Genomic DNA, 13,316 nt, shown 5'->3' on the forward strand with positions numbered 1-13,316 from the left:
AATCACTACTGTACTGTAATGCCGCAGCTGCGGCGGCGTGACGCGGGCTACAGTGAGCATATGAGCACGTCCCTCGCAGAGCATCGCGCCGCTGTGGCTCGGCTGGTGGAGAAGGCCGACGCGCGACGAGGCGCGCGCACCGAGAACGTGCACGTCACCGCGTTGTCCTCGCCCCTGCGGCTCGCCGAGGATGTGCTCTCCGCCCAGGACCTGCCGCCGTTCGACAACTCGCAGATGGACGGCTACGCAGTCGCGGCGCACGAGCTCGCGGGAGCCACGCCTGAGCGGCCGATCACCCTCCCGGTCGCCGCGCCTATTCCCGCCGGTGCCGACGCAGGCGTGCACACCCCAGGTACGGCCGCCCCCATCATGACGGGAGCGCCCGTACCGAAGGGTGCCGACGCCGTCGTCCCCATCGAGAAGGTCGAGCCCTCCCGATTCGACGTCTCCGAGATCAGCTTCTCCACTCCCCCGCCTCCCGGCCAGTTCGTCCGTCCCCAGGGTGACGATGTCAGCCGCGGCGCGGTGCTCCTGCCGCGAGGTACGTGGACCACTCCCGCGACGATCGGCTCGCTGACCGCCGCGCGAGTCCGCAGCGTGCGCGTTGAGACCGCTCTGCGCGTGGCCATCGTCAGCTCGGGCGACGAGATCGCCTCCGGGCAGCTGGCGGACGGCAACGGCGTCGCGTTGACCGCCGCGGTCCGCGAACTCGGCGCCTCCCCCACGCGGCACGTGGTCGCCGACGACCAGGCGGAACTCCGCGCGCTGTTCGAGGAGCTGAGCGCGACGAGCGATCTCGTCCTCACCACCGGAGGCATCAGTGCCGGCGCGTACGAAGTCGTGCGCCAGGTGCTCGAGCCGCTCCGCGACGCGTGGTTCGACCACGTGCCGCTGCAGCCGGCCGGACCGCAGGGCTGGGCGGTCTGGGACGGCCTGCCCATCATCTGCTTCCCGGGAAATCCGGTGAGCACACTCATCTCCTTCGAGTTGTTCGTGCGTCCGGTGCTGGCGCGCGCGTGCGGTGTGGTGAGCCCGGACCGCCCCACGGGCACCGGCCCGCTGGCCGAGGCGCTCGAATCGCCGCTCGGCAAGCTCCAGGTGCGTCGCGGCCGGGTGGACGACGACGGTCTCGTCCACCTCGTCGGCGGGGCCGGCTCGCACCTGCTGAGCAGCTACGCAGCGGCGTCGCACCTCGTGTTCGTTCCCGCCGAGGCCGGTCGCCTCGCGGCCGGCGATACGGTGGCCTGGTGGAGGATCGCAGCGCACTGAGCCACTACCGCGACGACGGGTCGGCCCACATGGTCGACGTCTCCGGCAAGCCACCGACGACCCGCACCGCGACGGCGACCGGGCGGGTCCTGACGCGCCCGGACGTCGTGCAGCAGATCGCCGAAGGGTCCCTTCCGAAGGGCGAGGCTCTCGCGACGGCACGCATCGCGGGGATCCTGGCCGCGAAGCAGACGTCGTCGCTGATTCCGCTGTGCCACCCGCTGCCGCTGTCGAAGGTCGAGATCGACCTCGACCCGTCGGGCGATCAGGTCCTCATCACCGCGACCGTGCGGACGACGGCGCCCACCGGTGTCGAGATGGAGGCCCTCACCGCCGTCAGCGTCGCGGGCCTCACGCTCTACGACATGATCAAGGCCGTCGACCGCGCGGCCGTCCTCAGCGAGATCCGGGTCGATCGCAAGCACGGCGGGACGACCGACTGGGAACGCGACGATGCCTGACGTGCGCGTGGGAGTGGTCGTGGCGTCCACCCGGGCGGCCGCCGGCGAAGCCGACGACACCACCGGCCCCTTGATCGAGCAGTGGATACACGACCACGGATGGCAGCCCGACGGTCCGCACGTCGTCGCCGACGGTCTGCCGGTCGAGCGCGCGCTGCGCGAACTCGTCGCGGTCGGCAGCGCACTCGTCGTGACAACCGGCGGGACGGGGTTGAGCCCTGACGACGAGACGCCCGAACGGACGCGCGCCGTCATCGACCGGGATGCGCCGGGAATCGCCGAACGGCTGCGGAACGCCGGCCTGGCGCAGACTCCGCTCGCGGTGCTCTCGCGCGGCATCGCCGGAATCGCCGGGCGCACGCTCATCGTCAACCTGCCCGGCTCACGCGGTGGCGTCCGCGACGGGCTCGCCGTTCTCGACGAGTTCGTCGCCCACGCACTCGCCCAACTCGGTCACACCTCGGACGACCAGCGCCATCCTCCTCGGGAAGGAACCCCTGCATGACCGTCGAACTCGCCGACTTGCGCGATGCTGATCTCGACCTCACCGAGCTCATCGCGCTGGTCGCCCATGAGAGCGCCGGGGCCGTCGCCACGTTCACCGGCGTCGTCCGCGATCACGACGGCGGCCGGAAGGTCACCCGCCTCGAATATGAGGCGCACCCGGACGCGGCCGCCTATATCCAGGCGAGCGCCGAACGGATCGTCGAGCGGCATGACGGCGTTCGCGTCGCCGTGGTGCACCGCACGGGCCCGCTCGCTATCGGTGACACGGCGATCGTCGCCGCAGTCGCGTCGGCACATCGGCGCGAGGCGTTCGACGCGGTGGCCGATCTCGTCGACGACGTGAAGGCCACCGTGCCGATCTGGAAGCACCAGTTCTACGCCGATGGCTCCGACGACTGGGTCAACGCTCCCTGAGGAACAGTGTCAGCGGTCGGGATCGGCGTGGTCGCCGCGGCTTTCCCGCAGCGCCCGGCCCTGCTCGACGTAGGTCCGCTCCTTCTCCTCGTCTTTCTCGATCTTGCGGGTGTCGCGCGGCGGGAGCTGGACCGACTCCTCGGCCGGGATACCCGCCTGAAGCTCACGCCCCCGCTCGAGTTCGCAGTCGAGCTCAGCCCCGAACAGCAGCGCCAGGTTGGTGATCCACAACCACAGCAGGAACACGATCACGCCCGCGAGTGCTCCGTAGGTGCGGTTGTAGTTCGAGAAGTTCGCGACATAGAGGCCGAACGCCACCGAGGCGACGATCCAGGTGACGATCGCGACCACCGCTCCCACGCTCAACCATCGGAACTTCGGTTGCTGCACGTTCGGGGTCGCGTAGTAGAGGATCGCCACGACCACGATGACCACGATCAGCACGCCCGGCCACTTGGCGATGTTCCACACCGTCACGGCGGCCGAACCGACGCCCAGCGCCTCCCCGATCGCCTCCGCCACGGGGCCGCTGACGACGAGCGCGACTGCGGCGATCGCGATGAGGATGAGGGCGACGAGCGTGATGAGCAACATCATCGGCCGCAGTTTCCAGATCGGTCGGCCCTCGCCGATCTCGTAGATGCGGTTCATCGCCCGGCTGAACGCGTTGACGTAGCCGGATGCGGACCAGAGGGCGAGCGCGAGGCCGGTGATGAGAGCGAATCCCGCCCCGCCGGAGGTGGCGAGCTGCTCGATCGTCGGGGTGAGGATCTCGGCGGCTGACGGGTTGAGCTGCTCGACGACGTCGATGACGGTCCGTGCGGTGCTCTGGCCCTGCCCGACGAGGCCGACCAGTGAGAACAGCGCCAGAAGGGCGGGAAACAGCGCGAGCACCGCGTAGTACACGAGCGCGGCCGCCAGATCGGTGCACTGGTCCTTGGAGAACTCACGCGCGGTCTTGCGCGCGACGTAGAACCACGAGGGTTTGGAGATGTCGGTGATGTCGTCGGGCTTGCGGTCGTCTTCTGGCGACGGCGCCTCGTGTCGCTCGCGGGCGGGTGCCTCTCGGGTCTCCTGCTGTCGTTTCTTCTTCCGCCCGAAGATCATCGGCGCTTCCTCCACAGGACGAGGGCCCCGATCAGCACGACCGCCACCGCGGCGCCCACCGGCAACGCCGGACCGCTGCGTTGCGCGGCGCGAGTCGCCTTGTCCTTCGTCTGTCCGAACGTGTCCTGCGCCTGGTGTTTGACCTCCGACACGCGGCGCTTGGCCTGCTCCTTGACGTCCAGACGCTCGCCGAGGGCGTCGACGGTATCGGCCAGCCGCTCGCGGGTGGCGGCGATGTCGGCCTCGATCTGATCGGGAGTGGCGCCCTGGGGCGGCTCCGGGGTGGGGTCAGCGGGTGTGGTCACGGTGACGAGCCTCCTTGACGGCGTCGATGTCGGCCTTGACGGTGTCGACGGTGCGTTCTGGCTTCGGGGAGATCTGCTGAACCTGCTTCTTGCCGATCAGAGCCGCGATGCCCGCCGCGACGAACAGCACGATGGCGACGATGAGGGCGGCAAGCCAGGCGGGCATCACGAGGTCGAGGGCGAGGATCGCGGCGGCGACGAGTGCGCCGAAACCGAACCACGCGAGGACGCCGCCGGCGCTGAAGAGCCCGAGGCCGACCCCGGCGCGCTTTCCGGTCTCGCTGAGCTCGGCCTGCGCCAGCCGGATCTCGTCACGGACGAGCCGCGAGGTCTCCTGGGAGAGTCGGGCCAGCAGTTCGCCGGTCGTAGGGTTGGAGGGCGACGCCGACGTCGTAGCGTCGGTGCCCTCGGGGTTCGCGTGCGACATGCGCTGCTCCTCACCCGCAGTTTCGATGTCTCTGTCATCAGTTCCGTTCACCACGCGGCGAGGATCGAAACTCTCAGGTGTCAGGTGGGGACGCCGTGGTCCGCTGCCAGCCGCCATCTCTCTCTTCCGCCTGGCCTGCGCTGCGAAGCCGCTCGAGCGCGCGGACCGCGTGAACCGTGCCGATGCGAAGACCCCGCGCGATCTCGGCAGCGCGCCGCGGTCCCGGCTCCTGGAGCTCGGCGAGCACTGCATCCGCTACCGGATCGAACGACGCCATCCGCACATCGGCGACCCGACCGTGGAAGCCGACGAGTTCGGCCACCACGTCGGCACCGCTGCCGACGAGGACGGCCTTGCCGGAGCGCACGGCATCGTGGGTGCCCTGCGACTGCGCCGAGGTGATGGGGCCGGGGACGGCCATCGTGGTGCGCCCCAGCCGGTCTGCCCAGTGCAGTGTGTTGAGCGAACCGCTGCGGTGGGCGGCTTCGACGACGACCAGACCGTCGGCGAGCGCGGCGATGACCCGGTTGCGCGCCAGGAAGCGCGCACGAGCGGCTGGGCATCCCGGCGGGTACTCGGACACGACGGTGCCGTGTTCGGCGATCCGGGCCAGTAAGGACGCATGAGCTCGGGGATAGTCGAGGTCGGCTCCGCACGCGAGTACGGCGATCCCGGGGTCGCCGACCGCCAGACCACCTCGGTGGGCGGAGGCGTCGATGCCGAAGGCCGCTCCGCTGACCACCGTGAAACCGGACGTGGCCGCCGCCGCGGCGATGTCCCCCGCTGTCTCCGCGCCGTAGGTCGTGCAGTCGCGCGCCCCGACCACCGCCACCGCGTGCTCGGTGAGGAGTCGGACGTCCCCGGGGCCCCGGCACCACAGGCCGAGCGGTGCTCCCCCGGCTCCTGCCGCGGATTCCACCTCATCCAGCCCGCTGAGTTGCTCGGGCCACTCCCGGTGTCCAGGAGTGACCCAGCGCAGCCCCTCCTCCCGCGCGCGGGACAGTGCGTTCTCCGCCCGCTGCTCGACGTCCTCGACGCCGTGCCGCCACGGCCCGGGCCAGTCATCAGGGTCTGCTCGCAGTGCATCGAGGACGGCACCAGCACCGCCGCGCTCACGCATCGCCGAGACCACGCGGGGGTCGCCTGGTTCGACGACGAGACTCAGCATCAGACGGTCGTTGGCATCGCTCACGCTGCCTCCAGCCGTCCGCGCAGCGGACCGCCGATCGCGGTCCCCCGTCGCAACGCCAGGGCGGTCGCCATGTCATCGGCCGTCGGTGACTCGCTGCCCACGAGATCGGCGACGGTCCAGGCGACGCGAAGCACCCGGTCGGCGGCGCGGGCGCTGAGCTTGCCTGCCTGGACCTGCTCCTCGAGGACGCAGCGGCCCTCGACCGTGGGCGGGAACACCTTGCGGAGTTCGACGCCGGAGACCTCGCTGTTGAGCCGGTAGCCCGCGTCGCCGAGGCGGAGTCGCTGCCGATCACGCGCTGCCAGGACGTCCTCGGCCCACGCCGCGCTACTGCGCTGCGACCCGACACCGGCAAGCTCCGGTCGGGTCGGCGCGCGCAGCACCCGGTGAATGTCGATCCGGTCGCGCACCGGCCCGCTGATCTTGTCGAGATAGCGTCGCCGGGCGACGGGCGGGCATTCGCAGCGTTCGGTCACCGACCCGTGGTAGCCGCACGGACACGGGTTGGCCGCCAGCACCAGTTGGAACCGGGCCGGGAACGCGACGGTCTGCGCGGATCGGGACACCACGATCTGGCCGCTCTCGAGCGGCTGGCGCAATGCGTCGATGACGTTGACCGCGAACTCCGGCGCCTCGTCGAGGAAGAGCACCCCGCGATGCGCCAGGCTCATCGCCCCCGGACGGATCTGCCGGCTCCCACCACCGACGATCGCTGCCGCGCTGGCCGAATGATGGGGGTCGACGAACGGCGGGCGTGCGAGCAGCGGTGCGTCGGCGGGCAGCACACCCGCGACCGAGTGCACGGCGCTGACGTCGAGCGATGCCGCGAGATCCAGATCGGGCAGCAGCCGCGGGAGCCGCCGCGCGAGCATCGTCTTACCGATCCCCGGCGGGCCGGTCATGAACACGTGGTGACCTCCGGCGGCGGCGATCACGACGGCCAGCCGCGCGTCGTCCTGCCCGGCGACGTCCGCGAGGTCGAGTTGGTCGACCCGATGGCTCGACCAGCCCGACTCCTCGGCGACGTCGAGCGGTTCGACGGGCGGATCGTCCGGCACCTCCGTGCCGGTGAGCAGGGCGATGGTGTGCCGCAAGGAGCGCACGCCCACCGAGGTGACGCCCGGGACGAGGGCGGCTTCGCTGACGTTGGCCTCCGGCACCACGACCCGTGAGACGCCGGCCTCGGCCGCGGCCAGGACCGCGGGCAGAATCCCGCGCACCGCCCGGATGCGGCCATCGAGAGCGAGTTCGCCGAGGAACACGGTGTCGGCGATGCGCTCGGGTGGCACCAGCTTCTTGGCCGCGAACACCGCGACGGCGATCGGCAGGTCGTAGTGAGAGCCGTTCTTCGGCAAGGACGAGGGCGCGAGGTTGATGGTGACGCGGTGGTCGGGCCACGACGTGCCGGAGTTGACGACCGCGGACCGCACCCGGTCACGCGCCTCGCTCACGGTGGCGTCGCCGAGGCCGACGACGACCGTGGCGGGCATGCCGCTGGAGACATCGACCTCCACCTCGATCGGCCGGCCCCGCAACCCGTCCAGTGCGACCGAGCGCGTCACGCCCGCCATCAGGCCACTCCGGTGATGCGCTCGACCTGCGGGGCGCCACGGGTGGGCACGAGCACCGACACGACGTCGATGCGCACGCTCGGCGGGTGGAGCCCGTGGACCTCGAGCCAATGCGCGGCCAGACGACGCAGCCGAGCGGCCTTCTGCGGGCCCACGGCCTCCAGCGGTGAGCCGTACCGGTCCCCGGTGCGGGTCTTGACCTCGCACACGACGAGCGTGGCGTCCTCGCGGGCGACGATGTCGACCTCGCCGTAACGGCACGTCCAGTTCCGGGCGAGGATGACGAGCCCCTCCGACCGCAGGTGATCCACAGCGACCTGCTCGCCGTAGGCGCCCAGCGCCTTGTTGCGTGCGTACGTCATGCTCCGAGCCTCGCGGTGGCAGCTCGCAGCGTGCCAGCGGTCGGCGCGGAACTGTGGACGACCTCCGCCTGTGGAGGGCGGCCTCAGTCCTCGGGAAGCTTGAAGTCCGAGTCCTGCAGTTCTTCGACGTTGACGTCCTTGAAGGTCAGCACCTTGACGTTCTTGGCGAACCGGGCGGGACGGTAGATGTCCCACACCCAGGCATCGGCCATCGTGACCTCGAAGTAGGCGTCACCGGTCTCGGAACGCACCTTCACGTCGACGGCGTTGCACAGGTAGAACCGACGGTCGGTCTCCACGACGTACTTGAAGATCCGCACGACATCGCGGTACTCGCGGTACAGCGCGAGCTCCATCTCCGTCTCGTACCGCTCCAGATCCTCAGCGCTCATGACGTGCTCTCCTCTTCCCGCGCGGTCAGCACGGCGCGGACGTTGGCGTAGGTCATCCGGTGCTCCGGGCACGGGCCGTGCGCGCGCAGGGCCTCCTCATGCCGCAGGGTCGAGTAGCCCTTGTGCACGGCGAAGTCATACTGCGGGTAACCGTCGTGCAACCGCTCCATGATCCGGTCGCGGGTCACCTTCGCCACCACCGACGCCGCCGCGATCGACGCCGACACCTGATCGCCCTTCCAGACCGCGAGCCCGGGCACTCCCAGGCCGTCGACGCTGAACCCGTCGGTCAGGACGTAGGCCGGGGGCTGCTCGAGCCGGGCCAGCGCACGTCGGAGCGCGGCGACGTTGGCGCGATGCAGCCCCAGCGCGTCACACTCGGCAGCCTCGACGATCACGACCGACACCGCCCGTGCGCGTTCGTGAATGCGCTCGAAGCACGCCTCGCGGCGTTTGGGCGTCAGAAGCTTGGAGTCGGCCAGTCCGTCGATCGGGCGGTCCAGGATGACCGCCGCGGCGACGAGGGGCCCCGCACACGCCCCGCGTCCGGCCTCGTCGACACCGGCGACGGGCGCGAGGCCACGACGCGCCAACGCGCGCTCGTAGCCGTAGAGACCGGCGTCACGACGGATCGTGGGACCGGAGAGCAAGGTCGTCACGGCACCCCTTCGAACGCGTCGCTGTGTTCGATGAATCCGAACCGGCTGAACGGCCACACCCGCAGCCACGCCTTGCCGACGACGGCGTCCTCGCTGATGAAGCCGCCGCCAGGATCGCCGAGGTGGTACCGCGAATCGGAGGAGTTGCCGCGGTTGTCGCCCTGGACCCACAGGTAGCCGTCCGGCACTTCCACTGTGAAGGTGGGCTCGGCGTTGGCCGCCTGGTCCGCCAGGTATGACTCCTCGACGGGCTCACCGTTGACCATCAACCGGCCGGCGCTGTCACAGCACTCGACCGTGTCGCCCCCGACGCCGACCACACGCTTGATGAGGTGACCGCCGGACGGGTAGAGACCGATGACCTCCAGCGCCTTCTGGACGACGTTGCTGGGTGCCGAAGCGTCGGCCGACCCCAGCCATCCTCCCGGATCGTCGAAGACGACGATGTCGCCGCGGTCGGGTGAACCGCCCCAGTAGGAGACCTTCTGCACGAGCAGCTTGTCGTCGACCTGCATCGTCGGCTCCATCGACTCGGACGGAATGTAGAACGCCTGCACGAAGAACGTCTTGACGATAACGGCCAGGACCACTGCGGTGACGACCAGGAGAATGGATTCCTGCCACACGGGCAACTGGCGCTTCTCGGTCACTCGAAGAGCGTACCGGTCTCCCCGACGCGGGTCCGGGCAGACGCGCCCCCGAGAGAAACACCACGGCCCCGCCGAAGCGGGGCCGTGGTGTGTGAAGAAGAAGGTCGCCGGACTCAGTCCTCGCGCTTCTCCTTGATCTTGGCAGCCTTGCCGCGCAGGTTGCGCAGGTAGTAGAGCTTCGCGCGGCGCACGTCACCGCGGGTCGCGACCTCGATCTTGTCGATGACCGGCGAGTGGACCGGGAAGGTCCGCTCCACGCCGACGCCGAAGCTCACCTTGCGGACGGTGAACGTCCTGCCGATGCCCGAGCCCTGCACCTTGATGCAGACGCCCTGGAACATCTGGACACGCGAGCGGTTGCCCTCGACGATGTTGACGTGCACCTTGAGGGTGTCGCCGGGACGGAAGTCGGGGACGTCGTCGCGCAGCTGGCTGCTGGCGATCTGATCGATGACGTTGGTCATGTCTACTCCTCGCCGGTGCCACAGGTCACCAACGGACGCTGAACGATGATGGGCGGTGCTGTAGACGACGGGTCTCCCCTGTGGCAGAGGCGTCGGCACCAAGGAACCATTTTGCCACACGGCCCCGCAGCCGCGAAATCCGGCCTCGCCCCGACCGCCCGAAGGGACGCCCGAGGGCGCCCCTTCGAACCGCCGGACGAGTGGTCAGTCGAACTTGTACCCCTCGCCGTGCAGCGCGAGATCGATCCCGGCGATCTCGTCCTCCTCGCGAGCCCGGAAGCCGATCGTCTTGTCGATCGCGACGCCTAGCGCATAGGCGATGGCGAACGAGTAGACGGCGACCGCGAGCGCCGGAACGATCTGCGTCAGCAGCTGGTCGATACCGCCGCCGGTGAACAGACCGGTGTCCGTCGCGAAGAAGCCCAGGTAGAGGCAGCCGATGAAGCCGGCCACCAGGTGCAGACCCACCACGTCGAGCGAGTCGTCGAAGCCCAGCTTGAACTTCAGGTCGATGGCGAAGCAGCAGGCGACGCCGGCGACCAGGCCGAGCACGATGGACCACCACGGTGTGAGGTTCGCGCAGGCCGGGGTGATCGCGACGAGTCCGGCGACGACGCCCGAGGCGGCGCCCACCGCCGTCGCCTTGCCGTCCTTGACGTGCTCGACGACCAGGAACCCGATGACGCCGGCGGCCGGAGCGGCGATCGTGTTGATGAAGATGAGGGCGCCCGTGCCGTCGTCGCCGGCGGCCCCGGCGTTGAAGCCGAACCAGCCGAACCACAGGATCGCGGCGCCGATGAGGACGAGCGGCACATTGTGCGGAGCCGAGTCTTCCTTCGAGAAGCCGACCTTGCGCTGCCCGAGCACGAGGGCCAGGGCCAGGGCGGCGGCGCCGGCGCTGATGTGGACGACGGTGCCGCCGGCCCAGTCCAGCACCTCGGTGTCTCCGAAGCCGAACGTGCCGATCCAGCCCGTGAGGTTGCCTTCGCCGTCGAGGCCCCACACCCAGCCCTGGGAGGGGAAGTAGACCAGCGTCGCCCACAGGCCCGCGAAGACCATCCAGGGGAAGAACCGTGCCCGGTCCGCGACCGCGCCGGAGATCAGCGCGGTCGTGATGACGGCGAACGTCGAACCGAACGCCACGCTGGCGAGTCCGGCCGGGTTCTCCGCGGCCATCGTGCTCAACCCGAAGTCCGAGAACGGGTTGGCGAGGACACCGCCGATGATGTCGTCGCCGTTCGAGCCCATGTTGTAGCCGTAGAGGATCCAGAGCACGAAGACGAGCCCCATCGCCCCGAAGCTCAGCATCATCATCGACACGACGCTCTTGGCCTTGACGAGGCCGCCGTAGAAGAAGGCCAGGCCGGGCGTCATGAAGAGAACAAGCGCCGCGGTGATCAGCAGCCAGATTGTTCCGGGTTCCATATCAACCTCTTTGCGAGTCGGTGAACGAGAGGCCACGACACGGCGGCGCTGCCGCGACTGGCACTTCATCGATGCTCACGAAGAGGCGTTACGTCCCCCTACCGCAGGTGTTTCCTCACCGTTACGCGAGGGCGGCGATCGTTAAATTCAGCGACATTCAGGGCGCGAGGTCGGGCCGGCGCTCGCGCGTGCGGCGCAGGGCCTCCTCGCGGCGCCATGCGGCGATCTGGCCATGGTGCCCCGACAGGAGCACCTCGGGGACCTCTCGACCCCGCCACGACGCCGGCTTGGTGTACACCGGGTACTCGAGCAGGCCTTCGGCGGTGTGCGACTCCTCGGCAAGGGACTCCGGATTGCCCATGAATCCCGGAATCAGCCGCACGATCGCCTCGGTCATCGCGAGTGCGGCCACCTCTCCCCCGTTCAGCACGAAGTCGCCGAGCGAGAGCTCCCGCACCGTCCAGCGGTCGTTCGCCTCGTCGATGACGCGCTGATCGATGCCCTCATAGCGGCCGCAGCAGTAGACCAGGTGCGACGCCGCGCTGAGCGATTCGGCGTGGCGCTGCGTGAACGGGATGCCCGAGGGGGTGGGCACGACGACGATGCTGTCGTCGCGGCAGACCGCGTCGAGCGCCTCCCCCCAGGGCTCGGGTCGCATCACCATGCCGGCGCCGCCGCCGTACGGCGTGTCGTCGACGGTGCGGTGCCGATCGTGGGTCCAGTCGCGCAGGTCGTGGACGACGACCTCGAGCAGGCCTGCGCGCTGCGCCCTGCCCGGCAGCGAGAGGTCCAGCGGAGCGAGATAGTCGGGGAAGATCGAGATGACGTCGATGCGCACGTCAGCGCCCTTCGGGCGGAGCGACGGTCTCCGCGGCGTCGGGATCGAGAAGTCCGGGCACGTCGGCCACGACGAGCACGCCACGGTCGATGTCGACCTCGGGAACGAGGGCCGCGACGAACGGCACGAGGATCTCGCGACCGTTCACGTCCACGGCGAGGGTGTCGTGTGCCGGCAGGTGCAGGACGTCCGTGACCTCGCCGACAGCGGCTCCGTCGGGACGCTCCACGCGCAGCCCGATGAGCTGATGATCGTAGAACGCGTCGTCGTCCTCAGGCAGTTCGGCGGGGTCGACCTCCGCCTCGATGACCGTACCGTGCAACTGCTCGGCGGCAGTGCGATCCGGGACTTCGTCGAACGTGACGAGCAGCTTGCCGCCATGGGGCCGGGCAGCCTTCACGGTGAGCGCGCGACCCTTGCACACGACCGACGAGCCCGGAGCGAAACGTCGCTCGGGCTCGTCGGTGCGAAGTTCCACGGCGAGCTCACCGCGGATGCCGTGGGCGCGGCCGATCCGGCCGATGACGACCAGCATCGTCGACCCCAACTCAGCGCTGGCGGTCGACGTCCACGAAGTCGATCCGCGCGCCGCCGCGGCCCGCGAGGGCCGAGGCGACGGTGCGGATCGCCGTGGCGGTGCGCCCAGCGCGACCGATCACCTTGCCCAGATCGTCCGGGTTCACCCGCACCTCGAACAGCTCACCGCGGCGAGTCTGCTTGGTGCGGACCGAGACGTCGTCGGGATGGTCGACGATGCCGGCGACCAGATGCTCGATGACCTCGCGCAGGGGCGCACCCATGGTCACTCGGCCTCGGTGGCCGGGGTCTCTTCTTCGGCCTTGGCCTCGTCGGCAGCCGGCTCCTCAGCCTTAGGCTTGCTCGACTTGGTGGTCGTGGCCGACTTCTTGGGCTCGGCGTGCAGCTCCTTGAGCGCCTCGTCGAAGGCCTCAGCCTTGTCGCGCTTGGGCTCGGGGTGCTTGAGGGTGTTCTTGCCGCCCTCGATGTCGCCGGTGAGCTTGAGGATCGCCGCGACGGCCTCGGTCGGCTGCGCGCCGACACCCAGCCAGTACTGCGCCCGCTCGGAGTCGACGTGGATGGTCGACGGCTCGGTCTTCGGGTTGTAGGTGCCGATCTCCTCGATCACGCGACCATCGCGCTTGGTGCGCGAGTCGGCGACGACGATGCGGTAGAACGGCGTGCGGATCTTGCCCATCCGCTTGAGGCGAATCTTGACTGCCACGAGTGTGGTGTCTCCTTGTTGATCTGAGCTGTC

The 13,316-nt window shown here is 69.7% G+C and carries 19 protein-coding genes; 4 read left to right on the forward strand and 15 right to left on the reverse strand.

The window, feature by feature from the left end; genetic code table 11:
* Positions 1 to 60 precede the first annotated feature (60 nt).
* Genes EHW97_RS08685 through EHW97_RS08700 form a run of 4 tightly spaced genes read left to right on the forward strand, consistent with a single transcriptional unit; the run spans position 61 to position 2,651 of the window.
* Positions 61 to 1,269 carry a molybdopterin molybdotransferase MoeA gene (locus EHW97_RS08685; protein ID WP_166367454.1) on the forward strand — a complete coding sequence of 403 codons (1,209 nt, stop codon included), beginning with the start codon at positions 61 to 63 and terminating at the stop codon, positions 1,267 to 1,269.
* On the forward strand, positions 1,248 to 1,730 hold the full coding sequence (moaC, locus tag EHW97_RS08690) for a cyclic pyranopterin monophosphate synthase MoaC (protein WP_124236777.1): 483 nt from the start codon (positions 1,248 to 1,250) through the stop codon (positions 1,728 to 1,730). Before EHW97_RS08685 ends, moaC begins: the two co-directional genes overlap by 22 nt.
* Positions 1,723 to 2,235 (forward strand): MogA/MoaB family molybdenum cofactor biosynthesis protein, encoded by a 513-nt coding sequence (locus EHW97_RS08695; RefSeq protein WP_124236778.1) that lies wholly within the window; start codon positions 1,723 to 1,725, stop codon positions 2,233 to 2,235. The genes moaC and EHW97_RS08695 overlap by 8 nt, the downstream gene beginning before the upstream one ends.
* On the forward strand, positions 2,232 to 2,651 hold the full coding sequence (locus tag EHW97_RS08700) for a molybdenum cofactor biosynthesis protein MoaE (RefSeq protein ID WP_124236779.1): 420 nt from the start codon (positions 2,232 to 2,234) through the stop codon (positions 2,649 to 2,651). Before EHW97_RS08695 ends, EHW97_RS08700 begins: the two co-directional genes overlap by 4 nt.
* 9 nt (positions 2,652 to 2,660) lie before the next feature.
* Here EHW97_RS08700 and EHW97_RS08705 read toward each other — a convergent pair whose 3' ends face one another.
* From EHW97_RS08705 to rpsP, 15 genes are all read right to left on the reverse strand, one after another.
* Positions 2,661 to 3,758: a YihY/virulence factor BrkB family protein gene (locus EHW97_RS08705; protein WP_124236780.1), complete on the reverse strand. Its 1,098-nt coding sequence runs from the start codon at positions 3,756 to 3,758 to the stop codon at positions 2,661 to 2,663.
* Positions 3,755 to 4,063, reverse strand: a complete 309-nt coding sequence (locus EHW97_RS08710) for a DUF3618 domain-containing protein (protein WP_124236781.1) — start codon at positions 4,061 to 4,063, stop codon at positions 3,755 to 3,757. The genes EHW97_RS08705 and EHW97_RS08710 overlap by 4 nt, the downstream gene beginning before the upstream one ends.
* The gene (locus EHW97_RS08715; protein WP_124236782.1) at positions 4,047 to 4,490 is read right to left on the reverse strand and encodes a phage holin family protein; all 444 of its coding nucleotides are present in this window, start codon (positions 4,488 to 4,490) and stop codon (positions 4,047 to 4,049) included. Before EHW97_RS08715 ends, EHW97_RS08710 begins: the two co-directional genes overlap by 17 nt.
* 73 nt (positions 4,491 to 4,563) lie before the next feature.
* Positions 4,564 to 5,682 (reverse strand): DNA-processing protein DprA, encoded by a 1,119-nt coding sequence (dprA, locus tag EHW97_RS08720; RefSeq protein WP_124236783.1) that lies wholly within the window; start codon positions 5,680 to 5,682, stop codon positions 4,564 to 4,566.
* Entirely contained in the window at positions 5,679 to 7,253 is a 1,575-nt protein-coding gene (locus tag EHW97_RS08725) for a YifB family Mg chelatase-like AAA ATPase (protein WP_166367455.1), read from the reverse strand. Before EHW97_RS08725 ends, dprA begins: the two co-directional genes overlap by 4 nt.
* On the reverse strand, positions 7,253 to 7,615 hold the full coding sequence (locus tag EHW97_RS08730; protein WP_124236784.1) for a YraN family protein: 363 nt from the start codon (positions 7,613 to 7,615) through the stop codon (positions 7,253 to 7,255). The genes EHW97_RS08725 and EHW97_RS08730 overlap by 1 nt, the downstream gene beginning before the upstream one ends.
* Positions 7,616 to 7,698: 83 nt before the next feature.
* Positions 7,699 to 8,007 (reverse strand): DUF2469 domain-containing protein, encoded by a 309-nt coding sequence (locus EHW97_RS08735; protein ID WP_121793255.1) that lies wholly within the window; start codon positions 8,005 to 8,007, stop codon positions 7,699 to 7,701.
* Entirely contained in the window at positions 8,004 to 8,666 is a 663-nt protein-coding gene (locus EHW97_RS08740; RefSeq protein WP_124236785.1) for a ribonuclease HII, read from the reverse strand. The genes EHW97_RS08735 and EHW97_RS08740 overlap by 4 nt, the downstream gene beginning before the upstream one ends.
* Positions 8,663 to 9,316, reverse strand: coding sequence for a signal peptidase I (gene lepB / locus EHW97_RS08745; RefSeq protein ID WP_243696361.1), 654 nt, complete (start codon positions 9,314 to 9,316; stop codon positions 8,663 to 8,665). Before lepB ends, EHW97_RS08740 begins: the two co-directional genes overlap by 4 nt.
* A 113-nt stretch (positions 9,317 to 9,429) precedes the next feature.
* Complete coding sequence (gene rplS, locus EHW97_RS08750) at positions 9,430 to 9,780, reverse strand: 50S ribosomal protein L19 (protein WP_124236786.1); 351 nt, start codon at positions 9,778 to 9,780, stop codon at positions 9,430 to 9,432.
* Between the two features lie 204 nt (positions 9,781 to 9,984).
* Positions 9,985 to 11,205, reverse strand: coding sequence for an ammonium transporter (locus EHW97_RS08755; protein ID WP_124236787.1), 1,221 nt, complete (start codon positions 11,203 to 11,205; stop codon positions 9,985 to 9,987).
* A 157-nt stretch (positions 11,206 to 11,362) separates the two neighbouring features.
* A complete protein-coding gene (gene trmD, locus EHW97_RS08760) occupies positions 11,363 to 12,043 on the reverse strand; it encodes a tRNA (guanosine(37)-N1)-methyltransferase TrmD (protein ID WP_124236788.1) in 681 nt (226 codons plus the stop codon).
* A 1-nt stretch (position 12,044) separates the two neighbouring features.
* Positions 12,045 to 12,578 (reverse strand): ribosome maturation factor RimM, encoded by a 534-nt coding sequence (gene rimM, locus EHW97_RS08765; RefSeq protein WP_124236789.1) that lies wholly within the window; start codon positions 12,576 to 12,578, stop codon positions 12,045 to 12,047.
* 13 nt (positions 12,579 to 12,591) lie between these two features.
* Positions 12,592 to 12,843, reverse strand: coding sequence for an RNA-binding protein (locus EHW97_RS08770; protein WP_124236790.1), 252 nt, complete (start codon positions 12,841 to 12,843; stop codon positions 12,592 to 12,594).
* Between the two features lie 2 nt (positions 12,844 to 12,845).
* Positions 12,846 to 13,283 carry a 30S ribosomal protein S16 gene (gene rpsP, locus EHW97_RS08775; RefSeq protein ID WP_124236791.1) on the reverse strand — a complete coding sequence of 146 codons (438 nt, stop codon included), beginning with the start codon at positions 13,281 to 13,283 and terminating at the stop codon, positions 12,846 to 12,848.
* Between the last annotated feature and the right edge of the window lie 33 nt (positions 13,284 to 13,316).

Source organism: Aeromicrobium camelliae (assembly GCF_003850045.1).
GTDB classification, from domain to species: domain Bacteria; phylum Actinomycetota; class Actinomycetes; order Propionibacteriales; family Nocardioidaceae; genus Aeromicrobium; species Aeromicrobium camelliae.

Bases quoted from the DNA above. Each gene is read 5' to 3' on its own strand.
- EHW97_RS08725 (WP_166367455.1), bottom strand. From the start codon at position 7,253: ATGGCGGGCGTGACGCGCTCGGTCGCACTGGACGGGTTGCGGGGCCGG.
- EHW97_RS08730 (WP_124236784.1), bottom strand. From the start codon at position 7,615: ATGACGTACGCACGCAACAAGGCGCTGGGCGCCTACGGCGAGCAGGTC.
- EHW97_RS08770 (WP_124236790.1), bottom strand. From the start codon at position 12,843: ATGGGTGCGCCCCTGCGCGAGGTCATCGAGCATCTGGTCGCCGGCATC.
- rplS (WP_124236786.1), bottom strand. From the start codon at position 9,780: ATGACCAACGTCATCGATCAGATCGCCAGCAGCCAGCTGCGCGACGAC.
- EHW97_RS08685 (WP_166367454.1), top strand. From the start codon at position 61: ATGAGCACGTCCCTCGCAGAGCATCGCGCCGCTGTGGCTCGGCTGGTG.
- EHW97_RS08695 (WP_124236778.1), top strand. From the start codon at position 1,723: ATGCCTGACGTGCGCGTGGGAGTGGTCGTGGCGTCCACCCGGGCGGCC.
- rimM (WP_124236789.1), bottom strand. From the start codon at position 12,578: ATGCTGGTCGTCATCGGCCGGATCGGCCGCGCCCACGGCATCCGCGGT.
- EHW97_RS08705 (WP_124236780.1), bottom strand. From the start codon at position 3,758: ATGATCTTCGGGCGGAAGAAGAAACGACAGCAGGAGACCCGAGAGGCA.
- EHW97_RS08735 (WP_121793255.1), bottom strand. From the start codon at position 8,007: ATGAGCGCTGAGGATCTGGAGCGGTACGAGACGGAGATGGAGCTCGCG.
- EHW97_RS08755 (WP_124236787.1), bottom strand. From the start codon at position 11,205: ATGGAACCCGGAACAATCTGGCTGCTGATCACCGCGGCGCTTGTTCTC.
- EHW97_RS08700 (WP_124236779.1), top strand. From the start codon at position 2,232: ATGACCGTCGAACTCGCCGACTTGCGCGATGCTGATCTCGACCTCACC.
- EHW97_RS08715 (WP_124236782.1), bottom strand. From the start codon at position 4,490: ATGTCGCACGCGAACCCCGAGGGCACCGACGCTACGACGTCGGCGTCG.